29 protein-coding genes are annotated in these 26,310 nt (G+C 30.2%); 9 read left to right on the top strand and 20 right to left on the bottom strand.

The window, feature by feature from the left end:
• Positions 1-40 precede the first annotated feature (40 nt).
• On the top strand, positions 41-748 hold the full coding sequence (locus KEC48_RS07705) for a LytTR family DNA-binding domain-containing protein (RefSeq protein ID WP_211965231.1): 708 nt from the start codon (positions 41-43) through the stop codon (positions 746-748).
• Here the strand turns inward: KEC48_RS07705 and KEC48_RS07700 are convergent.
• Positions 734-1,039 carry a hypothetical protein gene (locus KEC48_RS07700; protein WP_211965229.1) on the bottom strand — a complete coding sequence of 102 codons (306 nt, stop codon included), beginning with the start codon at positions 1,037-1,039 and terminating at the stop codon, positions 734-736. The genes KEC48_RS07705 and KEC48_RS07700 overlap by 15 nt on opposite strands.
• 97 nt (positions 1,040-1,136) lie before the next feature.
• Here KEC48_RS07700 and KEC48_RS07695 point away from each other — a divergent pair, with 97 nt between their 5' ends.
• The 8 genes from KEC48_RS07695 (at position 1,137) to KEC48_RS07655 (ending at position 9,445) form a co-directional block, all read left to right on the top strand.
• Positions 1,137-1,967, top strand: coding sequence for a hypothetical protein (locus KEC48_RS07695; RefSeq protein WP_211965227.1), 831 nt, complete (start codon positions 1,137-1,139; stop codon positions 1,965-1,967).
• A gap of 663 nt (positions 1,968-2,630) precedes the next feature.
• Entirely contained in the window at positions 2,631-3,716 is a 1,086-nt protein-coding gene (gene metK / locus KEC48_RS07685; protein ID WP_211965223.1) for a methionine adenosyltransferase, read from the top strand.
• 10 nt (positions 3,717-3,726) lie between these two features.
• Positions 3,727-4,668 (top strand): radical SAM protein, encoded by a 942-nt coding sequence (locus tag KEC48_RS07680; protein WP_211965221.1) that lies wholly within the window; start codon positions 3,727-3,729, stop codon positions 4,666-4,668.
• 3 nt (positions 4,669-4,671) lie between these two features.
• Entirely contained in the window at positions 4,672-5,637 is a 966-nt protein-coding gene (locus tag KEC48_RS07675) for a hypothetical protein (RefSeq protein WP_211965219.1), read from the top strand.
• The gene (locus KEC48_RS07670) at positions 5,630-6,553 is read left to right on the top strand and encodes a glycosyltransferase (RefSeq protein ID WP_211965217.1); all 924 of its coding nucleotides are present in this window, start codon (positions 5,630-5,632) and stop codon (positions 6,551-6,553) included. Before KEC48_RS07675 ends, KEC48_RS07670 begins: the two co-directional genes overlap by 8 nt.
• Positions 6,554-6,591: 38 nt before the next feature.
• Positions 6,592-7,437 (top strand): Cof-type HAD-IIB family hydrolase, encoded by an 846-nt coding sequence (locus KEC48_RS07665; RefSeq protein WP_211965216.1) that lies wholly within the window; start codon positions 6,592-6,594, stop codon positions 7,435-7,437.
• Positions 7,427-8,599, top strand: a complete 1,173-nt coding sequence (locus tag KEC48_RS07660) for an MFS transporter (RefSeq protein ID WP_211965215.1) — start codon at positions 7,427-7,429, stop codon at positions 8,597-8,599. The genes KEC48_RS07665 and KEC48_RS07660 overlap by 11 nt, the downstream gene beginning before the upstream one ends.
• Positions 8,600-8,608: 9 nt before the next feature.
• On the top strand, positions 8,609-9,445 hold the full coding sequence (locus KEC48_RS07655; RefSeq protein WP_211965214.1) for a radical SAM protein: 837 nt from the start codon (positions 8,609-8,611) through the stop codon (positions 9,443-9,445).
• A 130-nt stretch (positions 9,446-9,575) separates the two neighbouring features.
• Here the strand turns inward: KEC48_RS07655 and KEC48_RS07650 are convergent, their stop codons facing one another.
• From KEC48_RS07650 to KEC48_RS07560, 19 genes are all read right to left on the bottom strand, one after another.
• Positions 9,576-11,210, bottom strand: coding sequence for a lysozyme family protein (locus KEC48_RS07650; protein ID WP_211965213.1), 1,635 nt, complete (start codon positions 11,208-11,210; stop codon positions 9,576-9,578).
• A gap of 37 nt (positions 11,211-11,247) precedes the next feature.
• Entirely contained in the window at positions 11,248-13,611 is a 2,364-nt protein-coding gene (locus KEC48_RS07645; RefSeq protein ID WP_211965212.1) for a VirB4-like conjugal transfer ATPase, CD1110 family, read from the bottom strand.
• Entirely contained in the window at positions 13,574-13,969 is a 396-nt protein-coding gene (locus tag KEC48_RS07640; RefSeq protein ID WP_211965211.1) for a PrgI family protein, read from the bottom strand. Before KEC48_RS07640 ends, KEC48_RS07645 begins: the two co-directional genes overlap by 38 nt.
• Complete coding sequence (locus KEC48_RS07635; RefSeq protein ID WP_211965210.1) at positions 13,960-14,175, bottom strand: hypothetical protein; 216 nt, start codon at positions 14,173-14,175, stop codon at positions 13,960-13,962. The genes KEC48_RS07640 and KEC48_RS07635 overlap by 10 nt, the downstream gene beginning before the upstream one ends.
• Positions 14,176-14,235: 60 nt before the next feature.
• Positions 14,236-15,108: a M23 family metallopeptidase gene (locus tag KEC48_RS07630; RefSeq protein WP_211965208.1), complete on the bottom strand. Its 873-nt coding sequence runs from the start codon at positions 15,106-15,108 to the stop codon at positions 14,236-14,238.
• A gap of 137 nt (positions 15,109-15,245) precedes the next feature.
• The gene (locus KEC48_RS07625) at positions 15,246-15,608 is read right to left on the bottom strand and encodes a helix-turn-helix transcriptional regulator (RefSeq protein ID WP_211965206.1); all 363 of its coding nucleotides are present in this window, start codon (positions 15,606-15,608) and stop codon (positions 15,246-15,248) included.
• A gap of 165 nt (positions 15,609-15,773) precedes the next feature.
• Positions 15,774-16,112, bottom strand: a complete 339-nt coding sequence (locus KEC48_RS07620) for a hypothetical protein (protein WP_211965204.1) — start codon at positions 16,110-16,112, stop codon at positions 15,774-15,776.
• A gap of 90 nt (positions 16,113-16,202) precedes the next feature.
• Positions 16,203-16,976 (bottom strand): DUF6674 family protein, encoded by a 774-nt coding sequence (locus KEC48_RS07615; protein WP_211965202.1) that lies wholly within the window; start codon positions 16,974-16,976, stop codon positions 16,203-16,205.
• A 126-nt stretch (positions 16,977-17,102) separates the two neighbouring features.
• Positions 17,103-17,939 (bottom strand): hypothetical protein, encoded by an 837-nt coding sequence (locus KEC48_RS07610; RefSeq protein ID WP_211965436.1) that lies wholly within the window; start codon positions 17,937-17,939, stop codon positions 17,103-17,105.
• Positions 17,940-17,961: 22 nt separating this feature from the next.
• Complete coding sequence (locus KEC48_RS07605; RefSeq protein ID WP_211965200.1) at positions 17,962-18,270, bottom strand: glutamyl-tRNA amidotransferase; 309 nt, start codon at positions 18,268-18,270, stop codon at positions 17,962-17,964.
• 14 nt (positions 18,271-18,284) lie between these two features.
• Positions 18,285-20,054 carry a VirD4-like conjugal transfer protein, CD1115 family gene (locus tag KEC48_RS07600; protein ID WP_211965199.1) on the bottom strand — a complete coding sequence of 590 codons (1,770 nt, stop codon included), beginning with the start codon at positions 20,052-20,054 and terminating at the stop codon, positions 18,285-18,287.
• Complete coding sequence (locus KEC48_RS07595) at positions 20,041-20,229, bottom strand: hypothetical protein (RefSeq protein WP_211965197.1); 189 nt, start codon at positions 20,227-20,229, stop codon at positions 20,041-20,043. The genes KEC48_RS07600 and KEC48_RS07595 overlap by 14 nt, the downstream gene beginning before the upstream one ends.
• Positions 20,226-21,089 (bottom strand): hypothetical protein, encoded by an 864-nt coding sequence (locus tag KEC48_RS07590; RefSeq protein WP_211965195.1) that lies wholly within the window; start codon positions 21,087-21,089, stop codon positions 20,226-20,228. The genes KEC48_RS07595 and KEC48_RS07590 overlap by 4 nt, the downstream gene beginning before the upstream one ends.
• A gap of 3 nt (positions 21,090-21,092) precedes the next feature.
• The gene (locus KEC48_RS07585) at positions 21,093-21,824 is read right to left on the bottom strand and encodes a PcfB family protein (RefSeq protein ID WP_211965192.1); all 732 of its coding nucleotides are present in this window, start codon (positions 21,822-21,824) and stop codon (positions 21,093-21,095) included.
• A 294-nt stretch (positions 21,825-22,118) separates the two neighbouring features.
• Positions 22,119-23,459, bottom strand: coding sequence for a relaxase/mobilization nuclease domain-containing protein (locus KEC48_RS07580; RefSeq protein ID WP_211965190.1), 1,341 nt, complete (start codon positions 23,457-23,459; stop codon positions 22,119-22,121).
• A complete protein-coding gene (locus KEC48_RS07575; RefSeq protein ID WP_211965189.1) occupies positions 23,446-23,799 on the bottom strand; it encodes a hypothetical protein in 354 nt (117 codons plus the stop codon). Before KEC48_RS07575 ends, KEC48_RS07580 begins: the two co-directional genes overlap by 14 nt.
• A gap of 108 nt (positions 23,800-23,907) precedes the next feature.
• The gene (locus KEC48_RS07570) at positions 23,908-24,132 is read right to left on the bottom strand and encodes a hypothetical protein (protein WP_211965188.1); all 225 of its coding nucleotides are present in this window, start codon (positions 24,130-24,132) and stop codon (positions 23,908-23,910) included.
• Positions 24,133-24,485: 353 nt separating this feature from the next.
• On the bottom strand, positions 24,486-25,586 hold the full coding sequence (locus tag KEC48_RS07565) for a macro domain-containing protein (RefSeq protein WP_249191419.1): 1,101 nt from the start codon (positions 25,584-25,586) through the stop codon (positions 24,486-24,488).
• A gap of 17 nt (positions 25,587-25,603) precedes the next feature.
• Entirely contained in the window at positions 25,604-26,224 is a 621-nt protein-coding gene (locus KEC48_RS07560; protein ID WP_211965187.1) for a DUF4433 domain-containing protein, read from the bottom strand.
• Between the last annotated feature and the right edge of the window lie 86 nt (positions 26,225-26,310).

The raw sequence follows: 26,310 nt of genomic DNA, 5'->3' as shown, positions 1-26,310 counted from the left end.
ACTATTTATTAGAATATAGTGGGGAGTTGATGGGAAATTTATGAAAGTACTGATTATTGATGATGATAATTTTTTTATAAAACAATTTGTTCCACAAGTAGAGCTTCTTATGCAAACTACGTTTAAGGAATATACTGTTGATATTATCAATGAAAATTTCACTAGCATTAAATCACTTTCGGATTATGATATTATTTTTTTAGATATAGATTTAAGTAATAACTATGTTAATGGACTGAGAATTGCAACTAACATTAAAGAAAGAAATGAAAATGCTGTAGTAATTTTTGTATCTAATAGAGTAGGATTAGTTCATAGAGCATTGGCAGTTCAGCCAACTTATTTTATAAGAAAGAATAATTTATTAAAGGATATGGAAGTTTTAACCATTATTATAAAAAAAATTTTTAAAAGACGTCTTGAAACTATTATATTTGAATATAAGGGGCGAAAAACTTCTCTAAAGGTTAGTGAAATAATATATGCTGAGTCATTAGGACATAATGTTATATTACATACTATTAATAATACATATGAGTTTCGTTCCAATTTTCAATCATTGCTAAAAAAATTTGATCAAGTTAAATTCACACAAATTCATAAATCTTATGTTATCAATATTAATAAAGTATTAGAAATTAGAAAGAATGATATATGTTTAGAAGGAAATATAATTTTACCGATTGGTCGAAAATATAAGACAACAGTGTTAGATGAGTACAAGGAGAATTTATTATATGATATTTAATATTTTTATTAATTTTTTTGAAGATTTTGTCTTGAATTGTTTTTTAGCAAAATATTTTACTGTTAAAAATAAATCTATGTTTGTCATATTTGGAACTTCATTTTCTGGATTAGCCACAACACTACTTGATAAATCAAATTCAATTAGTGAATATATATTATTAGGAGTAATATTCTTGATTGAACTCATTCTATTAAGATTTTTCGAAGAAAGAATTACATTTAAACATATATTATGTGTATTGTTAGGAATTTTCTTAATTATTTTTTCAAATTTTATTGCACTAAGCATTAGTTCTTGCATTTTTTCTATTGAGATATTTAATATTGCTGATAATTATAATGTTTTTGTATATACCATTATTTTGTCAAAGGTGATATTAGTTCTAGTGTCATTTGTTGTTACAAGATGCTTACTAAAAGCTAATATTGAATTACAGTTAAAAGAATGGTGGCCATTGATATTGATTGAGATTATAGTAGTAATTTCCTTATTTACTTTGGGTTATGGAATGATTTATTCATTATCAACTACAATAATTATCATTATCATGATTTTATTAAGTGGAATTGCTTTCTTTTCAATGGAGTTATCATACAAAATTCATAAAGAAGAAAAGTTAAAATTAAACTATATGTTAGAATCTCAAAAAAATATTATTAATCAAGATACATATGAAAAATTGCAATTTTTGAAATATGAAGTAATAGATATGGAACATAAACTTATGTATATTTTACTTCAAATAAAAAATCAAACAATGGATAACAATATAAAGAAAATTGCCAATAATTATATTAAAAATTTATCTAAATATTCTGCTATATTTATTACTGATAATCCATATTTTGATACTGTTATATGTTCTAAACTTAATGAGTTATGGATGGAAGGTAGAAATTTTAAGATAAGTATATTTATTTCTAAAGATCCATTTTATGATCAGATGAATTTTGTGAAATTACTTTTAGAGTTAATTGATTTATTTCACCAAATTAGCATATATTCTTGTGATATTGAAATCTCAATTAACGAAAAAAATCAATTTGTTGTGATAAAATTAATAAGTCAACTGTGCAATACTAAAGAATTAGAATTATCGAAACAAGTATCAAATTATATCAGACAGTTAAATGGGAAAGTACGTTTAATAACGACAGCTAATTATTGTTCAATTATTATATCTATTGATCGAGAGGACCTAGAAAATCATGTATAAAGGAATTAAGGATGCTATTAATGATATAATAAATGATTCTGAGTATACAAAAGAAGCTTATATTTATGGATTTAAAGTCATCTTGTTAAATTTTATAACAATATTATCTGCATTACTAATATCACAAATATATTTAAATCATATATGGACAGGACTATTTTTCTTAGTGTTTTTTGTCCCCTTAAGAACATTAATAGGTGGTTATCATTGTAAAAATGCCTATACATGCATAATATCATTTTCAATCATATTTTTTATAACTATTTTATTCATTCATAAAATTAATATATATTTTATGCTTGACTATATGTGTATATTTTTTCTTGCATATATTTTAATAATTATATTTAAACAATCATTAAATAAAAAGTGTAGAATCATTTCATTATTTTATTTAATGATTGTCATATCTATATGGAATCAATTACTGCCTAATCTTCAAATTTTGATATTTTCGGCTACTTTTATAAATTTAGTGCTATTTTTAATAAAAGAATTTTCTATTAAATTGCATAATTAATGAATTGAAGTGATTCATCATCATAGATGAATCATTTTTTTATGACTAATTAGAGTCGTTTATGACATATTTGTAGTATTTTTTGTTATTAATATTAAAATCATAAATGTCTAGACGAAAAAAATCAATTGGAGGTTATGGTAATGAGAAGATGGTATTTTACATCAGAAAGTGTTACATTAGGACATCCTGATAAGATGTGTGATTTTATTTCTGATAGTATTTTAGATATGGCACTATCAAATGATGAAGATAGTAAAATGGCTGTTGAAACATCTATTAAGAATAATAAAATTTGGATTTTTGGAGAAGCTAAAACAAAAGCAAAATTAAATTATACTGAGATTGTAAATACAGCATTAAAAAAAATAGGATATGATGAAGAATTTATTATAAGTGTAGATGTTGATGAGCAATCACCAGAAATTAATAATGCGGTAACACATTCAGATGGTGAAATTGGTGCGGGCGATCAAGGAATTATGTTTGGATATGCTTGTAATGAAACCGATGAGTATATGCCTATGCCAATTTATTATGCAAATAAGTTGGCAAAACGTTTGAGTGATATACAACATAAGTATGATTTTTTAGGTGTAGATGGTAAAACACAGGTTACCATAGAGTATCATAATGATAAACCGATAAGGGTTGATACAATAGTGATTTCTACTCAGCACAGTAAAAATGTTGATGTTAAAGATTTTTCTGATTTATTATTGCATGAAGTAATTGAATCAGTAATTGATAAGAATTTAATCGATAAAAATACGAAAATATTATTTAATCCTAGTGGTTCATTTGTTTTAGGAGGACCATATGGAGATAGTGGTACAACAGGTCGAAAGATAATTTGTGATACATATGGTGGCTACGCTAGAATTGGTGGTGGATGTTTTTCATCTAAAGATCCTAGTAAGGTTGATCGTAGTGCAGCATATTATTGTAGATATGTAGCTAAGAATGTAGTTGCACACGGATTTGCGAGTAAGTGTGAAATACAAGTTTCATATGCTATTGGATTATCTGATCCACTATCGATTATGGTTGAAACATTTAATACTGAAAAAGTATCTTTGGATATAATTAACAATTATATTAAAGAAAACTTCTCTTTTAATGTTAGCAATATTATTAAGGAATTAGATCTAAAAAAGCCTATTTATGCTGAAACGGCTGGATATGGACATTTTGGTAATGATAGATTTCAATGGGAAAAAATTGTTTAGAGGTATAATTATGGATGAAAATAGAATAAGTATTATTTGGAATGTAACACGAGCTTGTTGTTGGAATTGTAAGTTTTGTTGTGTTGATGCAGTATATACAGGTAAGAAGCTTTTAAATGAAACTCATGAAAATGAGTTATGTCTAAAAGATAAAATTGGTATTATTGATAAGTTAGCTAAGCATAATGTACGAGTAGATTTTTCTGGCGGAGAATTATTTACTAATCCTGAAAATTTTATGTTAATTGAATATGCCTCAAGAAAGTTAGGACGCAATAATATAGGTGTAAGTATCTCAGGGGCATTTTTAGATGATGAGTTAATTAAAAGACTAGCTAAATTAGTACATGATGTAGAAATTACATTAGATTGCAGACCATATGAATTTTATGAATCGAGACCGAATGGTTACCATGAATATGCTGCACATGCATTAGCTGAATTGAGTAAATATGATGTTATTACAGGTGCACAAACTGTGATAACTAAGGAAAATATGAGTAAATTAATAATAGATGAATTATTTCACTGGTTAGAAAAAAATAATGTTAAAGAATGGAGTATTTTGCGTTTCTTCCCATCTGGTAGAGGAAGAAAATTTCAATCAATTACACCAACTCATTTAGAATATTGTGAAGTAGTAGATTATATAAAAAGAATTACAAGCAAATCATCTATTGATGTTCATTTTCAATATTTATTACCAAATCATGAAAAATATACATTAGAGTGTCGAGCTGTAAAAAAATCGATTGGTATTTTACCTGATGGTAATGTAATTAGTTGTTTTTGGGCATTAGGTGAAAAGGCTAAAATTGATAATGATAAGTTTAAACTAGGTAATATTGCTAAGCAGTCGTTAGAGGAAATTTTAAATTCTAAAAATGCACTATATTGGAAAAATTCTTGTAACACATGTATGATTTTTGATAAATGTAAGTTGGAGAAATAGCTTATGTTAGATATGATATTCTTTTACTTTCAAAGTTTTTTATCAGGGATTATCGAGTTTGGAATAGTTTACTATGCTTATAAAAATAATTTACCTATACCTGTTTTAATAGGTATAGGTTGTGCATATCAATTTGGAAATATTATAAGGAACTTTAATATAAAAAAATTAGGATTAATGGTAAATATTCTTGTACTTATTAGTATTTTTTTTATAGAAAGCTTAGCATTTAAGCTAATCACCTTAGCATTTATAATATCCTGGAATTTACAAATGACAAGAGATGTTTTTAAAAGTAGATCCAATACAACGTTAAAACGATGTTTTCGAATATTAGGCTTTGCAAATATATTTTTTATTAATTATAAGCTGATATTATTTATTTTTGTTTTCTCAATTATAATGCTTCTTATTAAATATGACGAAATTGCTATTGAAAACCAAATAAATTTAAAGATAAGTAATAGCGATTTGATAATGTTAACACATCAGTTACATTATTTTAGCTATTGCTATATTGTTTTTGTGTTATTATTAGATTTTAATATGCCTAAAATATTGGCAATATTGATTTTTGTATTAGGATGGATTACTTATACTTCTACACAAAAAATATTAAATAGTAATATGAATATAAATAATGCTATTATTGCACATTTTTTATTAGCACTAACATTAATACTATTAGGAATTTTTCATAATAGTTCATTTTGGGCAAGTGTATTTTGGATTATAACTGGTTTTTTTGGTGGTACTGTATATATTTTAAAAAACTATCTTAATGTTAATTGTTATATATCAAATAGTCATATTAATTATATTGAAGATTTAGGGCATATTATAGGTGCGCTAATTTCATTGATTGTATATTACTTTACGAATAGTTTAATATATCCAATTTTAATTGCAGCATTTTTTGCAGTAGCTACTTCATTACAGTTATTATGGAGAGGAGGCAAATATGAATAAAATAGTATTTGGAATTACTACTTATAATAGTCTCGATTTTCTTTATAAAAATTTGAAAGTATTACTTAATGAAATTTCTAAATTACATAAATATAATAAAAAAATAATAGTTTCAAGCAATGGAGAACAAAATTTTAAAAATATACCTATAATCATTGATCAATTAAAAGAGATTTTTGATACGATTGAAATTGAGTTATTAAATACAAAGGTAAAAGGTAAAAATAATGCATTAAATGCTATTCTAAAATGTTGTGATCAAGATGATATTTGCTATTTTATTGATGATGATATTGATATTTCTTACAGTACTATACAATCAAATATCGAATGTTTAATTCGATATAGAGTATTATACAATATTCCAGTTATTGTTGGACCGAATTTTAAAATGAAACAAAATAATTATAATTTATTTCAAAGGATAATATCTATTCCTTATTTAGAAAATGCTGCAAATTCACCTTTTGCCATGGGTGGAGCGTTGACTTTTTATAAAAAAGATTTTGAAAGTTATCCTGCAGATGAGAACGTTGCAGATGATGGATATATTGGTAATTATTTTCTAAAATATTTATATGATAACAATATCACAACATACTCAACAAATATTATTAAGGATGATTATGCATACTTTAAACCATGTAAAACTTATCATGAATGGAAGCAGCAGCAAATCAGAATTTTGATAGGTGTTGATAATTCTTATAAGTATTTTGGTTGTCAATATGAAGATTATTTTAAAAGTAAATGTAAATGGGAATTTAGTTTTTCAAAAGAATTACAAAAACCAATTAAAATGAATTTAAATATATTGATTTATCGCTTATTACAAAAAAGAGTGTTAAAACAGTTAAAAAAAATCAATACAAATCAAGTTGTGTGGGAAAATATCTCTTCCACAAAAAAAATTTAGATTGTTGAAATATGGAAAGAAAGGAATGTGAGAGTAATATGAAAAAGAAGATAATTTTTGTTTCAGATATTGATGGTACATTGATATCTGATGGTAATGAATTATCGAGAACTTCAAAAAAAATTTTGAAAGAATTATATAGTAAAGGAATTCAGATTTGTTTTGCAACAGGCCGTGATTATAAGAAGTTGAATGATGTTTTAGGAGATATTGAATTTAAATATAGTGCTATTTGTTGTAATGGTTCAGAGATATATGATGAAGAGAGTAACATACTAAATAAAAATTATTTGGATAATGAGAAATGTGAAAGGATTATACAATATTTAGAAAAAGTAGATGTTTTATATATGTTGTATACTGATAAAGGAAATATTGTTCGAGGTACAAAAGACAGAAATACTAGATTATTAAAATTAGGTGAAACAAAGCAGGGCTCTTTTGAAGATATAGTAGAAGAAGCAAAAATATACTATAAATTAATTTATGCAAATTCAAGAGAAATTTTTAATATTGATAGTTCTGGATTAAATATTTTAAAAATTGAAATTATAGATTCAGATGTTCATAAATTAATGGAAATGAAACAAGCTTTAGAAAATATCTGTGATATATCAATAACAACGTCGTTTAAATATAATTTAGAAATTCAACCTTTAAAAATAGATAAGGGTAGTGCATTGAAATATTTAATTGATGATGGATATATTATTATTGTTGCAGGTGATGGTGAGAATGACTTATCTTTGTTTAAAATGGCTGACTTCACAATAGTTCCACAAAAGAGAGATACTATTTTAGATCAGTATGACAATATAATTACATGTAACCCAGAAGAAATTTTAAGAACAGTAGAGGAGAAGGCAGAAGAATATGATTTCTAAATTAACTTCAGTTAAGAAAATGTATTTAGTTAATTTTTTTATAAGTATATCATTATATTTTCCTGTAGAAGTTGCTTATTTAAATAGCCTTGGTTTTTCTAGTATGCAAATTACAGTTATCAATTTATGTTTGCCATTATTTATAGGAATACTAGAAATTCCAACAGGACATCTTGGTGATCTAATTTCTAGAAAAAAAGTTATGTTGTATTCAATACTTACCTTTATTATTTCATTATTGATTTTAATTATATTTAGAAATTTTTACATGGTTTTAATTGCCTATTTTTTAGAAGGATTGGGATGGAGTCTTGCTTCCGGAAATAATGAGTCTTTACTTAAAGACATTGTAAATGCTGATGTTAGTAAATTTAATAAATCATTATCAAAATTTTACGAATTTTCTTTTCTAGCAACTTTGACATCAAGTATTCTGTTAGTTATAATAACAACTTTTTATGGAGAAAATTATACATTACTACTAATTGTTACTTTTGTTATTCGATTATTTGCTCTAGTAATGGGATTAATGATCAAAGAAACTTCAACTAATAGAAAAGAAAGTATGAGTAATACATTAACAATAGGCAATGCCCTTAAGGTTTTTTTGCAAAGTTCAGAGACAATTTCAATAGGTATATATGAAGGTATTGGACGATTCCAATTCTTTTTTCCAACAATATATCAAATTATCTTATTATTAAATGGGTTTCCCTTAAATTATATTGTCTATATTAATTTTGGATATGTAGTATTTCAATTTTTAGTTCAAAGATATAGCCAAAATATTATAAAATTTTTTAAACGACGTTATCTATTAGTTATACTGCCTATATTACAATCGTTGTTGATGCTATCATTATTTATTGAGAATATAATTATAATTGCAATTTCAATTATAATTATATATATGTGTATCCCATTAAAAACGCAGATTACAAATGAGTATAAGCATATATATATTGATGATGATAACCGAAGCACATATATCTCTATAGTATCATTTATATCTTTAGTATTTAGTACAGTAGTATTTTTCGTGATTGGATATATTTTTGATCATTCACATTTCATGGGAGAAATAAGTATGATTTTATCAATATCAATTATAAGTTTATTATGCGTAAAAAATATAACAAAATTAGATAGAAAGTTCGAGTAAAAAAATAGTATGAAAGTTATTCAAAAAAATGTGAAAGACGTTTATACAAAAAGTCAATTACCTGCTGCAGATATTGTAGTAAATCCGTATGTTGGATGTATGCATAAATGTATTTATTGTTATGCTTGTTTTATGAAACGTTTTATGAAAATAGAAGAAGCATGGGGAGAATATCTCGTAATAAAGGATTGGCAGACAAAAAATCTAAAAAAATTAGAAAATAAAACTGTTTTGTTTTCATCTATAACTGATCCATTTCAACCATTAAATTTAAAGTACAAAAAAACTCAAAAGGCATTAATGGAGATAAAAAACTCAAACATTGATACAAATGTAGAAATATTAACTAAATCAAAATTTATTTTGAAAGAATTAAAGCTAATTAAAAGCATAAGTAATATAAAAGTTGGTATTTCTTTAGCTACACTTAATGATAAGATTTCAAAAAGAATAGAGCCAGGTGCTAGTTTATCTAGTGAAAGAATTCAAACCATCAAAACATTAAACAATGAAAAGATTAAATGTTACGTGTTTATCTCTCCTATAATTCCCCATATAACAAATGTATTTCAGATAATAGATGAAGTATATGAATATGTGGATTATATATGTTTTGAAAATTTGAATTTGAGAAGTCCTTATAAATGTGAAGTGCTAAATTTTGCAAAAGAGGTTCTTCCTAAAGACAAATATCAAGATTTTGAGAGAATTTTTAATGACTCTAATTATGGTAAAATGTATTGGCAACAGTTGGAAAAAAGAATAGAAAAATATTGTCAAGCTAAGCATGTCACATATAAAATGTACTTTTATCATAATAAAATAAGAAAAGGTAAAAATAGCTGATAATAGAGATAAATAATTGTAAAATAGCGTAAAGTCTGAAAATAATATATTAACATTTGTTTCCTTGTAAATGACGAAATTTTATTTATTGTAGATAAAATACGAAAATTCTAAGAGAGTTTCAGTTCGATTAGCTGGAACTCTTTATTGGTATTGCAAAAATCACTCCTTTGCATTTAATACGAAATTGATCTAGTGAGTAGGTTGCAGTATGCCAGTCATTTTTTGCGTCTGCAAATGTATTAGTCACTCCATCTAGATTTCCTTCTTGAATTGTTATATTCTCTCCATCCCAGCCTATAACTATTCCTACATGATTTCTCCCAACGCAGGAGAATACTGCACCGACTGCAGGTTCATTAGATTTTACAAACTTATCTGGATGTGCCTGTAACAACTGATCAACACATTTCCAACCATCACCAATAAATCCGGGAGAATATCCATAGATTTCATGGAAACGTCCCCAAGCAAACCAAGTACATTGGCCATAAAGATTTGCTCTTGAATATGGATTGTTGCTGCCCCATGCATCCATATTATCAAAATTAGGCTGTTCTCTATAATTTCCAAATCCAAGAGAAACATATCGCATGACATGTTCAACATAATTTGGATCACCATAGACGTCAGTACCTAGTTCTGCTTTTTTCTGATCTGAAAATACTTTTGCGTTGGCTTTAGAATATCCTCCAAAGTTTTTAACTGCCCAATCTATATAACCATTACCATAGTTGTAGCCCTGTAAAGCTAAAAAGATATGTTCATTATCAAAGCTGTCCTTGACCTGAGCTGATTTAAAGCAGTCTGACAGATAGTGTATACCTACATCAATGGAGTACTCTGGTTCCTGTATGGCATTAGGCTTATTTGGATACTTTGTATTGTAGGGACATTCTGAACTTTGCATAGGATCAGTTCCTTTTCCACCAGATTCCTGCATCATTACTGCCTGTATGATTGGAACATAATCATCCATTTCATATTGCTTCGCATACTTTTCTATCGTATCAGTGTAAGCCAATACCTCTGTACTTAGTGGAGCATTTGTAGAGCTAACAGATGAATTGTCTGATAGAGCTGCAAAAATACCGATAAAAAGAAGGAGTACAAGTAATAATATGAGAGATATTCCAGCACCTACTAGATTGGAAACACTGAGTGCTGTTCTTCTGATGAATGCAAAAGATCCCTTTAGGGTTTTCATGGCTGATTGAGTGCCTTTTTTGATACGATTGCTATTCTTTGAAGAATCCTTGATTTGTTTATAATTTTTTAATTTAACAAAACGTCTTATCTTATGTTGATAAGTCTTTTGATTAGTTGTTTCTTTTTTGATAGCAATATTTTTATTTTTAATTGGCAGGGATTTTGAATCTTTTTTTATTTTTAAATCTTTTTGTATAGTTTTTCTTTTATTAAGAGTATTGTTTTCAGATACTGTTTTATCTGATTTATGTTGAGAAGAAGATGATGGGGTAGAAGTATAAACATTTTGATTCTGTCTTTCAATAATCTTATTTTCTTTTCTTTTAGCATATTGTTTTTTTGCATTTTTTATAGATTGTTCTTTGACATTGTTTATAGCTTTTTTACCTTTTTTAGATACATGATCAACAGCATATGTGTTCTGTGTCTCTTTTTCATCAGTATTACTATTTTCTTTTGAGTGTATAGTAATATTTTTAATATGCTTTCTTACATCCACAATTTTGTCTTTGCTTTTAATTTCCCTGTTTTCTGTTTTTTTCTTGATTTCATTCATGATGTTATCAACTCCTTTCTATAAAAAGATGAAAGGACTACCTTTTAAGCAGTCCCTGTTGAATAAGTTTTTCTTTTCTATCATTTGGATTGGTTGTATTAGTTTGATACATAAACGTATGTTTTGGTATTTTGTTGATGAATGGAACTAGATTTGGACCATGTTTGATAAGTCCTGAACCTGGTTGAGAATTGGTGATAAAACTCATCTGTTCATCGCTGATTTTTAATAATTTAGCAAGCTGTTCTCTATCTTTAGCTGCCTGATTCAGCATGACGATAAATTCAGTGTTGGAAAGGATAGAACGTGCTTCTTCATCTTTTAATAGATACTCCACATTTTGCGTGATTCCTGTTGGAAACGCATCTCTTTTACGGAACTGACGCCATGCAGAGTTAAAAAATGTTGCACTTTCAGGATTGCTGTAAACAACATGGAACTCATCTAAGAAAATGTGAGTTCTTTTCCCATTCTTCCAGTTTTCATTGACTCTGTTGATAATCTGATCGGTGATGACAAGAAGTCCCATTGTTTTCATATTCTTATCCAGTTTATGAATGTTGTAGGAAATAACACGACTTTTCGTATTGACGTTTGTATGATGTGCAAACAAATCCATGGAACCGATTGTGAATAATTCCATCTTCAATGCTAATGATTTTGCCTGTGGTTCTGGTTGTTCAATAAGCGATTCTCTTAATGTCTTTAAGGTTGGCATGATACCGGTTTGTTCATAATTTTGATAAACGATATTGATACATCTGTCTAGGATACTTCTTTCTTCTAATGAAACGGTACCTCGATTGGCACTTTCAATCAATGACAGAATAAATTGAGCCTTATCCTTGTATGGGTCTCCAGAGTCACCATAACCAAGTGTTATATCCATAGCATTGATATAATCCTTACCACCAGCATAGATTTCTATGATCTCACCACCAAATTCCTGCATGATGATATCATATTCTCCCTCTGGATCGCAGATAAGGATATCATCATCAGTTGAAGCCATAGCCAATTCAATTTCCTGTTTTACTAAGAAAGATTTTCCAGCACCTGGTACACCAAGAACGAAAGCATTAGGGTTTTTAAGATTTTCTTTGTTGCAGATGATCATATTGTTAGTGATTGCATTGTTACCGTACCAGATACCGCCTTTTTCCATAATCTCCTGCGCTCTAAAAGGCATAAAAGCTGCAACGCTTTCCGTCAAAAGAGTACGAACCATCGTATCAAGACGATTGATACCAATAGGAAGCGTTGTGACAAGTCCATCCAATTGCCTGCTTGCAAAGAATAGGGGAGTTAATTCACAGACATTGGAACGAGCAATAGATTTTAAGACTTCAGTATCAGCATCCAATTCTTCTAATGAATCTGCTAGATGAACGATTGTGATATTAACCAGCATCATTTTTTCATCCCTTACGGTCAGATCATCTAAAAATTCCTTAATTTCCTCCTGCTGCTTTTCCATATCATAGGGGATACTTCCTGCAAAGTTATTATTTGCAGCCTGTTTGCGGGAATAATTAGCAATATTGGTTGCAATGCCCAGTAGTCTGTTTTCTGTTTCTGTTACTGCTTCATCTGTAGGTATGGAGATGATGTCCATTGAATACATGAGATTCTTGTTGATAGAACATAAGTCAGCAACAATTTTGTCCTTTAAGAATTGTGGATATTTGGAAATGTATAATACTCGACCATATTTATCACCGAACTGGAAATACTTATTTTTAAATACAGGTGCTCTTGGACAGATGTCATCCTTGAATGAGCGACCAGTTTTCGCATTGTATGATAAATTAAAATCGAAATATTCTTCCTCACCATTTCTGTAAAAATCATGAAGTATCTTTAATCTTTCGTTCAGGTTCAGTTCAATCAGTGCTGAACCTAAACGTGAAAAATGAGTAGAAAGATCATTGAACAGTCTTGAAAAGAATATTCTGGCATCCGTTACATCTTTTTTATAACAGGTAACTGTAATGTATTTTTCCTGTATGATGTTTTCACATCTTGCCATATTTTCTAGAAGCATCTGGTTATATTCTCTTATAAATCGGTCATATCTTTCATCATTTTTGAGTTTCAATAATACATCATCCTTGAACTGGACAAGATCAATTTTATGGTTATTGATTGTAATCTTAACTGTAACCGTAGAATCAAATGAGTTTAGGATGTCTTTATAGTTCTTGATGATATTTTCCTTGCTTTCTTCTGATGCAATGGAGTAGTTGATGTCTATAAAACGATATGTCTTTGAATAACGTGTTCCCATGCGAAAGATACCATCTTCATAGACAGTATCAATTGGAATTGTATGTTGTGCACTTCTTGGGACGTGCATTTTCTCCTTATTTTGTTTTCTTATTTTTGCGTAGCTTTTTAACATTCTTTTTCACACCTTCCTTTTGTTTTCTATCAATATAGTCTTTCATGATTTCGTAATAGAGATTATATGGCTGATCAATAAGATTTGTGTATTGTAGAATCAACGAGCGAATGCTTGTTATGAAAATCTGTTCAGCGTTCATGCCCTGATAGTTAATAAATCCTAAAGCTGCAAATGGGGCAGCCCCCAGCATACAGCACCAGCTTGTCATTTCCATTCCTAGATGATCTATAAATAGAAAGTAGATTGCTACTGCAACGATACAGGCTAATACAGAAAAAAAGCATTGTCTAAGGTTGAGTCCGAAGGCAATGCTTTCTGTATAGTTTCTTATTTCTTTGTTTACTTTTATTTCCATTCAATCATTCCTTTCTTTAATAATTTTTTTAACTGTTTAAATTGAATTTTGAATACATAATAAGAAAAATCTTCAAGTTGCTTATCTGAATAGATACTAAGATTCATCTTTTTCATTTCTAAAAGAACACGATGTTTATGATAGGGCATATCTGAGATATATGAAACATTTATTCTAGACTGCATATCTGAAAAAATATCATTCATCTATATTCCTCCATTCAGTGAAATTAAAAAGGCAGTTAATCATAAAAACTAACTACCTCACTATTTTTTATTTTCTACTATATGACCTCTTGCTATATATGGACTCGTTTTACATGTGGTATGGTTTATAATGTCAGCGAAACATATGGGTAAGCTTGCTGATAAAAGAAAACTCTTTCCTTGCTGTATCTGAAAATGTATATGTGGTTCACTTGTGTTTCCACTATTACCGCAACAGGCTATCTGTTGTCCTCTTTGGACATGGTCACCTACTTTGACATAGAAGCTATCTTTTTTAATATGAGCTATTGTACTGTATTCATGTTCTGAATGTTTAATAACGATATAATTTCCTCGTATGTCTGAGGCACTGCATAGTGCTTCTGGTTCATCGGGGATGGGTGTATCATTGAAAAGATTCTTGATTTCAACAACTATTCCATCAGCAGGAGCTAAAATAGATTTTCCATAGCAGTAGTAATCTGTTACAGCCTTTCCGCTATTGCAGAAAGTTTTACCATTTATTTCAATATAAAAATCATAGGCATATCTCTGATTGCAGATATTCCATGAATGTGAGGTTTCTCTATCGACTCCTCCGTTTGCAACATTCCAGCTGTCTTGAAATGGTAGGCTGTATAAAATCTTTGGTTCATAGCTTTTTGCATCAGGAAGGCGAAATCCATTTCGTAAATAAATAATTGGTATGCCGATCAGCATGCCTAGATTTTGAAATAGAAATTTAATGTTGCTTACTGTTTCATTAGTATCTTCCATTCTAAGAACAATGATAATTGATAAAACAAAGTCGACTAATGCAAGCAAAAAGAATAGATAAAATAATTCTAGTGAAGGAATATCAAGAAATGAGCCTACAAAACCTAATAATCCAAGCCAATACAGTTTCTTAATAACTTTTATAAAGGTTTTCATTAGCACTCCTCCCTTGAATTTTCTTGTAAAAAATTATATTATACTTGCCGGATTTAATCAATCTTATTCATATTTTTGAATATAGAAAAGAGGTTGATCGAAATCAACCTCTTGTAAAAAGGAAATACTATACGTGATTACTTTACAAAAAATACACCATACAGAACGATAATAGCAAAGAAAATCAATACCATTGCTCCAAAAACAAAGAACGCACTGATAAATTTTTTGGCACTGTTCACATCATCATATATTGATGATAGTTTTTCGTTATTGATATTCTTGTTTCTTACTTCTTCTACATCAATATCCTTGACTAGCTCATCTAGTGTCAAACCAAAATAATCACTAAGAAGCACAAGGCGTTGAAAGTCTGGATATGATTGGCACGATTCCCATTTGGAAATTGTTTGACGGGATACATGCAGTTCTGCACCTAATTCTTCTTGTGATAAGCCTTTAGATTTTCTCAAATTAATTAGTTTTTCATTGAAATTCATATATTAATTCTCCTTTAAGTTAAATTCATTTGCGATCGCGAATTTAGTATTGCAGATATATAGATTTTCTTCAACCAACCATTATTGGAAATCTGTCAACTGTTGATAACATGGCTTATTTCCATGAAATCATGCAGAATTTCTAATATCTATTGGCATTGATTTTTATATAGAATCAGAGATATGATCTGTATCAGAACTATTTGTCTTATTTATCTTTTTTGTTAGTTTATTGATTAGTTTGGTTTTTTTCTTGATATACTGATATCGAATTTCTTTATAGGGTATCCAGATTTCAGCTTCAATAATTCTATCATAGATGGCGTCAACAACAATGTTGCATTGCTTACCATAAGGCATTTTATGCTTATTCATATAGTAATGTAATGTTTCTTCATACATCCAATTATATATTTTTTCTCTCTGTTTCGTCTTTAACTGAGAGAATCTTTTATCAGTTTGAAGTAGTTTTCCATTGACTATTTTATGATTTTTTCTTGACATGATGTAGCCTCCAGTAATAAAAAGATTTATATATAGTATAGCATATGAAAAAATATCAAGAATAGCAGAATGTTTAAATATCTCAGTAAATCATCTTTCCTTTTGAACTGTTTTATTGATTTCTTTTTTATCGACTTTTGTTTTCTTTATATCATTCAGTGCTTTCTTTACAGAAGTTTTTTTTGATGAGATTCTTGATGTTAATTCCTGTTCCTGCTTATCTATTTTCTTTATGTTTTCTTTTGTTTTTGCAGATAAATAAGTCATTTTTTCCATGATCTTGAAAAGTCCATTTTGTGTTAGACTGATAACTCCTTTATCATGATTCCTTTTTTTGAGTGCAATTGGATCTTTTCCAATAATGATACGACCGATATTCTTGAAATGATTATTGATTTGATGAATCTCATTCCCTAATCGTGTGAGTGTATCTATTGATTTATCAGCAGATTGCTGAATCTTGTCAAAGCAATGCTGACATTTTTGTAGCAATCCTTTAACATTTAAGGCTTTCATAGTTGAAACTAAAGCGTCTTTTCCTTTTGATTTGAATTCTTTGATACCATGTTCAATAGTGGTTTTGATGAATTCTTTAGTTTTGGTGATATTATCTTTAGCAAGATTGACTTTATCAGTCACGTTATCTACAGCACGAAGTGCAGTTGCTTTTAATGTCTTTTGTTGAATTGTTCCTAATTCCATTCTTACATTGTGAAGTTCATTAAGCACAGCATCTAGCTGTTTTTCAGTTGTATCGACATAATCGATAATGAATTCCAATTGCTTTTTTTCGTTATTCATTCCCTGGTATTCCAGCAGTTCGATAAATTCTTTGATACTTTCGTAATCTTTTAATGATTTCATTGTTGTTAGCTCCTTTCTTTCAATAGAAAAACCAGCCTTGTAAAAAAGACTGGTTAAAAAATATAATTATTTTGATTTTATATAATGAGTAGTTAAATTCTACAGTAAACTTGTCAACTTTCTAGATTACAGTCCCATCATATCTTTTACAACACGGTCAGACATCTTGACAGTGCCTACAAGCACGAGCATATTAAATATGATTTCACCTACATAGCTCCATACCATGCTTACAGCACTTGCTTCTGGATCAATCACTGGTGGACTTCCTGCAAACTTTGTAAATATGATACAGGACAGTATGATGATTGTGCCTTCTAGACAGACACCGGCATAAGATCTTAAAAATGAGTAACATACACTTTGTGTAGATTCTCCAGCAGCTGCAGACAAGGGAATAGGGGAGACAGCTGTATACATATATAATTTAAAGAAACGACTGTATACTGTTAATATCATAATGAAGGACAGTATAGTGATAAATATACTTCCTAGCAGGGTTACAGCCCATAGAGGTATGCTTTCTAAAAAACCTACATCCTCGATTGCTGTAATGATTGTATCTGGCAGTACAGTTTCAGTTGCGGTGCCAACACCTACAGTTGTCATGATTGTACTTGTAATTCCCTGTACTATGTCAAAGATAGCTAACATGAATTCCATGCCATATACCACAAGACCACGAGCTATGGCAAAACGAATGAATAATTTCGCAGCCTGTTCTGGTCTTTTGATGTCCTGAAAACTTGTACAGGTTTTAACCAAGCCAAATACAAAAAATAAGACAAGCAGAGCCAATCCAATGGCAATGAGTGCATTATGGATTGTTGTTATGGCTTGCCATATGCCACCACCTTTGAAATTTTGCGGTGACTGGGTGAGAAGCAGCCATATTTCAGCTAACTTCTCGTTCCATGTCTGAAGTGCATTTTGAAGATTATCTAAAATACCTCCCAATTGAATTCACCTCCATTTATTTCATTTCTTAACCTCCAACGATAAGATTCAAGATTTCTTTTGCAAAGGTAATGACGATACCACCGGCAACAGTTAAAAAGCCGTTGGCTCTCTGGCTGGGATCGTGGCTTTTTAATGAAAGACCAATTTGAACGACACCAAAGCCAAGCAGGATCATTCCAATCGCACGAATAAGACTGAAGATAAAATCGCTTAGATTATTGACTACAGCAATTGGATCTCCTGCTGCATGTACATGAAGTACATTGAAGTTCACTAAAAGTGCAAATACTGCATAGACTATTAATAATTTCTTTGTTTTTTTGTTTAATTTCATTTATAAAATCTCCTTTATTGTTTTTCTTGTTCCTTGAAATATTCTTCAAGGTCTTCTTCGCTTAAGAGTTCATATTCATTATCAGTAAGAACAATATTCTGCCAGTCATCAATTGTATGCCTAATCTCGTTATGATAGTAAGTAATACCACTTCCATCTTTGGTATATTTGACATTAGGATGCTTGAGAATATCGTATTTTTTATCCATAATAGGCAGTTCACCTCTTATGAATAGAAGGGCATAATCATTGTTGAGCAGACGGACTTCATCTGCTGTTAGAAGTTCACGACCTGCTTGCTGATAGTTGGTAGAGTAGCTTCCACTTTTTCCACTTGATTTACCATAGGTGTTTGTATCCAGTGTTTCTTTACCTAAATATTCACTCATGAATTTATGCGTCGACTGTTCGTTTCCACCTAGATAATAGAGTTCATCACAGTTTCCAACGATTGACTCCCATGCATCTTTATAGAGAGCCTTTATCTGTGCTAAGTTTTGTATAATGATAGATACAAAAATCTGTCGTGAACGCATGGTAGCAAGTAGTTTATCAAATTCATCTGGCAAAGCTACATTGGCAAACTCGTCCATAACAAAATGTACAGGAATTTGAAGTTCGCCATTATGGAGAATATCGGCACTGTAATACAACATTTGAAAAAGTTGAGTATAAAGCATTCCAATTAGAAAATTAAATGTTGAATCATTGTCGGGAATGACTGCAAACAATGCTGTTTTTCTTTCACCCATTTTTTCAAGCTCTAGTTCATCATGACAGGTTAGCGAAGCAATGCTTTCAAGATTAAAAGCTGCCAGACGTACACCAACAGAAATCAGAATTGACTTTGCAGTTTTTCCAGCAGCTTGTTTATAGATCTTATACTGTTTAACAGCTAGACTTTCTGGCTTAACTTTTTCTAAATCATAGAATAAATAATCGAGAGGACTCATATAATCTTCATCATCTTCCTTTGGATCAGCTGCAACAATCATTTCCATAATCATGGAAAAGTTTTGTTCATCTTCAGGAGCTTCATTAAGCAGATAAAGACATAAAGCTTCAAGAAGAGCAGTTTCCGATTTTTCCCAAAAGGGGTCAGTCGATTGGGAATTCTTAGGAGTTGTATTTCTAATAAGATTTGTTATCAGCTTAAGAACATCTTTATCATCTTTGATATAGGTAAATGGATTGTATCCATGCGATCTATTCATGTTGATGAGATCAATGACTCTGATAATATATCCTTCCTTTTCAAGCAGTGCTCCTGTATCACGAAGTATCTCGCCTTTAGGATCAAGAATTACATAGGATGTGTTGCACTGCATGATATTGGGCTTACCATAGAAACGTGTTTTCCCAGCTCCTGATCCACCGATGACAAGGGTATTGAGGTTCCTTCTATGTTTTTTTCCATTCAAACCGATGCAGACATTTTGACTAAGTATTTTATTTTGTGACATATCCTTATCTGCATATTTTTTATTGATGGTTTTGGGATTTGCCCACTTTGCAGAACCATATTCCTCCTGTCTGCGATAGTTTCTGCGAGTTGAATAATAAATACCAATTCCGATGACATAAATCAGCAAAAAGATGAATATGGTTTTGAATGTATCCTTGCACCAATGAAAAGAGAAGGGGTGATTGATGGCATTGCTTAAATAAGGCAATGCACCAATCAGACCTCTGTCCATGTAAGGTGCAATAAGAACTGCTAGCCAGATGATAGGAATAATAAAAAAGCCTATGAGAATATAGTCGGTTGTTCTATCGTTCTTCATAGGCTCGCTTCCTTTTTATTGGAACTGCATCACATGATTTAATGATAAGATCATCAATAAAGTCATAATTTTTATCTTCCTTGATTTGTTTTTCTTTTAGCAGGGTTAGTGCCTTGATGAGTATTCTTCGTTCCATATCAGTAACTTTTATTACATACTGTTCTTCCTTGCTCATCTTTCATGCTCTCCTGCTTCTTTTTGCTTTGTCTGTTCCTGTTGAGTATACAATCCATATTTGATATTTGTAGAAACGCTGTCAGTAACACGACTGATGTTTTCAAGTTCCTGCTTGATTTCTTTAGGGTTCATGGAAAAGAAATGTTCATTTGAAGATGAAATAAACATTGTGTTATAATCACCAATTCCATATCTTCTTGAAATCATATAGGCAGAACATTCAGCTTGAAAAGATGCTTCTTCTCTGGTTGCACCCATATCCATATATTCAATCATGCAGTATTCTCTGATAATGCCATTAATCATTGCTTTGGGATCTAATCCATCTTTGACAAGAATCTTTTGAGATTCAGGATCAAAATATACTCGCTCAAAACTCTTTGTATCCTGTTCGATGACCTCTGGCAGTATATCTTTTTTATAGATCAAGGCACTTAGTATTTCTTTTGTACTGTATTCTGGGGAATGAATATGATTATTTTTGCCTTGAAGTTGAGAAATATCAAATACAAACTTTGGATTGTAAGAGATTCCAGCACTTCCATCCTTACGGGTATATTCTCCAGGCTCTAAAATCTGGATACCTTTTTGTCCTTTTCGAATATATTTATTATCTTCTCGCCAATGACTGATGTCTTTTAGCTGTGTTGCATTGGGATTTTGTGCCATGACAAGTAATGTGTTAGTGACGGTATAATCAAGCTGAGATTTCAGATTAAGATAAGTTAAAAAGTTATCTGCACTTTCCACAGCTTTTTCAACCTGTTCATTTGCCATGTTGAATAATGATTGTCTTTTGTCATTCATCATCTTAGCAAATTCTTCTTTAGACCATTTATGTTGTTTCTGTTCGTTCATGATTTATCTCTCCTTTGTTTTTTTATTTTTTGATCTTGATTTGTTTCTTTGTTTTGACTGTGCTGGTTTTTTATGAGACATCTTGTATTCATTGAGTTTAGCTCGAACAGAAGGGCGTTCAGTATTTTCTTGCATTGAGATATGCTCGAACGGACTGTCTTTTGTTTTCTCTGTCCAAGCTTTCTTCGGGTTTATATCACTATTTTCCTTGCTGTTTTTCTGTTCCTTATTTTTTGTTGAAGCCATTAGTTTATGAACCAGATCATCATGTTCTTTGTCATTGAGAATAGGAACATCTTTCAATGGATTTTGTCTTTCATTGAGGATTGAATTTCGAATAGCGTTGGTATCGATTGTTGCTAATTCATACTTGTCAACAATTCTGCTTATCTTTGCAGCGTCTTCAGCACGAACCATGATATCGCAAATACCGTCAGTGTTGTTTTTTTCTTTTAGTACGGAATATAAAACACCATAACGTTTGGCTTCTTGACAGAACGTTTTTAAATCCTTATGTCTTATGGCAAAGACTTTGAGTTCTTTGCCAGACTTTAACATGGAATTAAGCCTGGCCTTTCCCTTGACCTTTTTTCTGTCTGTTAAAATAGCATAAAGCGTTGCTGCCAAAGATTTAGATGCCATACCACCAGCTTTGAGTGCAACATTGGCAGCAACTTCAATGCCCTGTAAAGTCATCCTTGTCATCTGGTCAGCTGTTTCTCCACCGTTTGTCATTGTTTTCACGCTCCTTTAATTTTGAATTGATTGGAGATATTTAGAAATGCAAAAAAGCGATGAATTGGATCATCGCTTTGAAACTGAATATTGAAAAATGAGAATAGAAAAAAGATATGATTCCGCATCAATCTGCACATCCAGCGACAAGATGCCAGAAAATCATATCTTAATGTACTTGCTATAGCCCTGCATCAATCTGCACATCCGATCTCAAGTGGTTAGAAAACTATAGCTTATAAAACATACTGTCAAACTGAATATAACATCTTTATAAGTGATGTCAATATTTTTCTATCTTGTGATAGAATCTTGTTCATGTTTCTTTTCCTGTTCAGTATAATACTTAATCTTGGATTTCATATCTTCTGAACGTTTTTTTATTCTCTCATAAAGCACCACCTCCTTTCGTAATGATTTGATTTGCTCTGTCATGGATTCAACATCTTGTTGAAGCAATGTTTTTGATTCTGCATTGCGACAGCGTTTAATTTTTCCATACACACATTTACGTTCATTCTCAAGCGAACGTTTTTGTGTATTTGTTTCCTCAAGGTTGGATTCTAATTCTTCTATGGTGTTGATATTCTTCTTTGAAAGAAATGTAACCTCCTCAGTAATCTGATCCAGTTTCAATAAATCTTGTTTAAGATAGTAATGTACTTTTGGAGCAGGTCTTTGATTAGGAATCACTCCAAGGATAAACATGTAATGTACATATAATGCTTTGAAGCCTGTCAGTTTTCTTGCTTTGGTTAGATTTCCTTTATAGTAGTATTTCTTTGGTGATGTATGGGCAGGTGATTCAAACTGTGCATAGCGACGTTCATATAAACGCTGTTCAATAATGCTCATATCATATCTTCCGTCTTTCGTTAACTTGTGCAGACGAAAGGCTCTTTCTCCACCTTGTGGCTTGAGTGAAATGTATTTTCCTTCACGAATGGAGTATCCCATATCCTTTAATGCGTTTAGGAATTGTTTTTTAGTAGTTGATTTAGAAATTGCATATTCAACATCCTCAACAACTAGACTTCGTTTCGTTGGTCGGTTTTCTTTTTCTGCTTTCCATTCTGCATAATGACGAGAGTGACTACTTTTATCTTCAATGACTGAAAGCTGATACTTTTCACAAAGTACATCGGATACCTCTCTCATTCTTTTATAGGTAGCTTTATTATCGTAATAACGTTTGCCATCACGGAAGGAAACAGAATTGATGACAAAATGATTATGATAGTGGTGCTTATCTATGTGCGTTGATACAAGAACTTCAAAACGATCTCCCCATAGAATATTGGCAAGTTCAATACCAATCTGATGTGCAGTTTCAGCATCAACTTCACCGGGCTTGAATGACTGATAGCCATGGAAGGCAAGAATGCCATCTTCTTTGCTGTATGTTTTTTTTGTTAGGACCATATCTTCAAAGGCAGTGGAAAGATGAGTGTTGATTCCAGTAACATATAACTGCTTTTCTGTTTTCATATCCTGAGTTGTATAATGGATACTTTGAGAAAGTCCATTGAACTGAAAGTCAATGTCATCAAGAGTGTCAGTCTTTTCTGGATTGCTGGTATAGTCAAGCACACGTTTAAGATGATTTTTTACTGGCCATATTTTAGTTGTTGCCATCATCAACAGCCTTTCTAGGGAGAAGAACATCAGTTCTGATTTGTACAATCTTTTTATTAAGGTCGTCGAGAGCATATCTTATTCTATGGTAGTCTATATTTCCAGTTTTGTTGGCTATAATGCACAATTGATTAAGATTGTTTCCAATCATTCGCAGTTGCTTGATCATATCATAAAAATCTTTCTTTGGTTTTGGTGGTGGTTCATAACCAGCAATGAGCAGACGGATATATCCTTCCCTTTTATAACCTGTCTGCTGTACTTTTTCATTGAGTGAATTCAATTCCTTGTCATTGAGATGAATGATCACTCGATGAGGTCTTTTTCTGTTTTCTGCCATTGGCAATTCTCCTTTCAGTAGTAGGGGTCTTAGGGTGAAACCCTAACAAGCGAATGAGGTGGGCAACCGAATTCAGTGCTTGCTAGTATACAGGACACTCTTGGAGTGTCATTCGTTATTAATTGTATTTTTAGGTTGATAAAAATCATTGATTGCAGTCTGAAGCTTATCCTGTTCATTTTTAAATGTGTATAATTTTTTCAAATCTGCATTTATTGAGGATAATTCATGTTCAATTTTTTCTTTTTCACTTAGCTTTTTTTTCTTTAATGCTTCCAATCTGTTTATTGATTTTTGTACTCTTGAATCCATTTTGTATTCACTTCCTTTCAATTTCCATAACAAAAAAGAGAGATAATAATGTACTTATCTCTCATTGTGATCCATTATTCTATTTATTTTTATGACATGAAAAATCAACATCTCACATATCTTTGCTGATAAAAATTTAACAATATTTCTATGGATTTTTGATATTTGGATTCCATAAAATATTGAAAAACAATTCACTTTTTAGAATTTTTGATAACTTTTATATCGTAATTTTAATATGGAGATATTATTTCCTAACAAAAAAGACTACTCATTTTTTAATGAATAGTCAAATATAATCAATGTTATTTTTGCATATACTATATATCCTATAAATAATAATTACAAGAGATATAGACAAACTGATTAAAGGATTATATAAAATCATATTCTTTAAAGTCATGTGAATAGTCAACATTTATTAAACCCATTGAAGTTAAGTTTTTAGATAATTCTCTTATTCTTTTTTCATATTCATCTGTGTTATATCTTTTTTTCCAGTTGATAATATAATTGAATAAAGAGTTTTCTGTAATAGTATTATTTTGTAAATTTAATTGATCATAAGAAAATAATATTGTTGTAATCAGCTCGGCTTGTTCAGTATCTTTTATTCTTTGAAACAATCTGAATGTTTTATTGACATTATCCTTATCCTCTGGCGAGTAATCATTTGGATTGATCTTAAAGTTATTATTTACTGTTAACAATATCATTTGACCATATTCTTTTTCGATAATTAAATTATGGTTCGAAAGAATTGTAATCATTTTTTTGATTTCAGAAGAGTAAGGACCATAAGTTCCTTTTACAAATTTCAATCCTAAATCTGTTCCATATCTTGATAGAACATAGCACATTTTTTGGAAAATGGTACGCCCAACTTTTATGCTGTACTTTGAATGAGAGAGATGTTTTACTAATTGTAAAACCAATAACCAGTTTTTGTTGATTGGCTCATTGATAATTCCTGTATCTTGAATTTGAATATCTTCATTCAATAAATATTTACTTGTCAGATATTCTTTTGATGTTCCAAAAGGTGCATATATGTCTATATCGATAGGTAATTTAGAAAGTTTTTGATACATTACGGGTCCAACTGTTTTCCAATCAAGCCCACCGTTTCCACAACCTAGGGGTGGAAATGCAATTGATTTGATCCCTAGTTCTTGATAATTTTGAACAAACCAATCTAGGCCATTGGTTATATATTCAAGTTTGGATGGTGATCGCCAGTGTTGCTTGGTAGGGAAATTGAGTATTCTCACTTTGCCATTTTCATAATATGGATAGGCTTTTCCTGGTGTAATTTCTTTTTTTATGCATAAATTTTTGTATTCTTCAAACATTTTTGGGAATTTTTCTTTATATGTTTTTGCAATACCTTTTCCCATGACACCAACACAGTTTACTGTATTAACAAGAACTTCCTTATCTGATTCGAATATATTACCTATCTTGATTTGAATCATAATAACTGCTCCTTTCTTTATTGAAAAAATATATCTTTATCTATTTCTATGGGCACATTTAATTGTAACTGTTCTACATTTTCTTTTGCCAGTTGTGTCGCAACTTTAATTTTAATTAAATAATTTACAGGAATTTTATCAAGAACCAAAACTTCTGCACACTTCTTGGCTTTTAATTCATTTTTAATATATGGTATAGGGTGGTTCCAAGATTTTGCAAATATACTATCAAAATCTAAAAATCTTAGGGCATTTTCAGGTTCGTCAAATTGAGCAAGTTCAGTAGCGGCATTGCGGTCTGTTATGACGACATTTTCTAGATCTAGAATTTTTTTATCTACACAAATAACGCAAAGTTCATTAATATTTTTATTGTTTATTTCAAAATACATCATTGGATTTCGAGCGTCAATATAAAGGTTAGCATAATCATGCAAGAATCCATGATTTGGAACTCGTATGTTATTTCGTCTTTCTTGTACATCAGGATTAGATAAATCTGTGTAATTTTTTATTCCTTTTTTTATTAATGAATTCTTTGATAGAATACCATATTCAAATATACTGATTAAGTTTTTTAAATCATTAATGTTATAGAGAAAATTTATTCTAGTAAAACTATCAGATATTGAGCTCACTGGTATATCTCCTTTCATACAAACATAGAAGTCCTATAACTAATTTCATTATATTATTTTTTAAAACTTCTTTCAATCATTTACTA

The organism is Clostridium sp. C1 (assembly GCF_018223625.1).
Classification (GTDB): domain Bacteria; phylum Bacillota_I; class Bacilli_A; order Erysipelotrichales; family Coprobacillaceae; genus Allocoprobacillus.
The sequence above is the reverse complement of the archived record's forward strand: the minus strand, read 5'-3'. Positions and strand labels throughout refer to the sequence as shown.

Bases quoted from the DNA above. Each gene is read 5' to 3' on its own strand.
- KEC48_RS07705 (WP_211965231.1), top strand. From the start codon at position 41: ATGAAAGTACTGATTATTGATGATGATAATTTTTTTATAAAACAATTT.
- KEC48_RS07700 (WP_211965229.1), bottom strand. From the start codon at position 1,039: ATGCTTAGTGCAATAAAATTTGAAAAAATAATTAAGAAAATTCCTAAC.
- metK (WP_211965223.1), top strand. From the start codon at position 2,631: ATGAGAAGATGGTATTTTACATCAGAAAGTGTTACATTAGGACATCCT.
- KEC48_RS07680 (WP_211965221.1), top strand. From the start codon at position 3,727: ATGGATGAAAATAGAATAAGTATTATTTGGAATGTAACACGAGCTTGT.
- KEC48_RS07675 (WP_211965219.1), top strand. From the start codon at position 4,672: ATGTTAGATATGATATTCTTTTACTTTCAAAGTTTTTTATCAGGGATT.
- KEC48_RS07670 (WP_211965217.1), top strand. From the start codon at position 5,630: ATGAATAAAATAGTATTTGGAATTACTACTTATAATAGTCTCGATTTT.
- KEC48_RS07665 (WP_211965216.1), top strand. From the start codon at position 6,592: ATGAAAAAGAAGATAATTTTTGTTTCAGATATTGATGGTACATTGATA.
- KEC48_RS07660 (WP_211965215.1), top strand. From the start codon at position 7,427: ATGATTTCTAAATTAACTTCAGTTAAGAAAATGTATTTAGTTAATTTT.
- KEC48_RS07655 (WP_211965214.1), top strand. From the start codon at position 8,609: ATGAAAGTTATTCAAAAAAATGTGAAAGACGTTTATACAAAAAGTCAA.
- KEC48_RS07650 (WP_211965213.1), bottom strand. From the start codon at position 11,210: ATGAATGAAATCAAGAAAAAAACAGAAAACAGGGAAATTAAAAGCAAA.
- KEC48_RS07645 (WP_211965212.1), bottom strand. From the start codon at position 13,611: ATGTTAAAAAGCTACGCAAAAATAAGAAAACAAAATAAGGAGAAAATG.
- KEC48_RS07640 (WP_211965211.1), bottom strand. From the start codon at position 13,969: ATGGAAATAAAAGTAAACAAAGAAATAAGAAACTATACAGAAAGCATT.
- KEC48_RS07635 (WP_211965210.1), bottom strand. From the start codon at position 14,175: ATGAATGATATTTTTTCAGATATGCAGTCTAGAATAAATGTTTCATAT.
- KEC48_RS07630 (WP_211965208.1), bottom strand. From the start codon at position 15,108: ATGAAAACCTTTATAAAAGTTATTAAGAAACTGTATTGGCTTGGATTA.
- KEC48_RS07625 (WP_211965206.1), bottom strand. From the start codon at position 15,608: ATGAATTTCAATGAAAAACTAATTAATTTGAGAAAATCTAAAGGCTTA.
- KEC48_RS07620 (WP_211965204.1), bottom strand. From the start codon at position 16,112: ATGTCAAGAAAAAATCATAAAATAGTCAATGGAAAACTACTTCAAACT.
- KEC48_RS07615 (WP_211965202.1), bottom strand. From the start codon at position 16,976: ATGAAATCATTAAAAGATTACGAAAGTATCAAAGAATTTATCGAACTG.
- KEC48_RS07605 (WP_211965200.1), bottom strand. From the start codon at position 18,270: ATGAAATTAAACAAAAAAACAAAGAAATTATTAATAGTCTATGCAGTA.
- KEC48_RS07600 (WP_211965199.1), bottom strand. From the start codon at position 20,054: ATGAAGAACGATAGAACAACCGACTATATTCTCATAGGCTTTTTTATT.
- KEC48_RS07595 (WP_211965197.1), bottom strand. From the start codon at position 20,229: ATGAGCAAGGAAGAACAGTATGTAATAAAAGTTACTGATATGGAACGA.
- KEC48_RS07590 (WP_211965195.1), bottom strand. From the start codon at position 21,089: ATGAACGAACAGAAACAACATAAATGGTCTAAAGAAGAATTTGCTAAG.
- KEC48_RS07585 (WP_211965192.1), bottom strand. From the start codon at position 21,824: ATGACAAACGGTGGAGAAACAGCTGACCAGATGACAAGGATGACTTTA.
- KEC48_RS07580 (WP_211965190.1), bottom strand. From the start codon at position 23,459: ATGGCAACAACTAAAATATGGCCAGTAAAAAATCATCTTAAACGTGTG.
- KEC48_RS07575 (WP_211965189.1), bottom strand. From the start codon at position 23,799: ATGGCAGAAAACAGAAAAAGACCTCATCGAGTGATCATTCATCTCAAT.
- KEC48_RS07565 (WP_249191419.1), bottom strand. From the start codon at position 25,586: ATGATTCAAATCAAGATAGGTAATATATTCGAATCAGATAAGGAAGTT.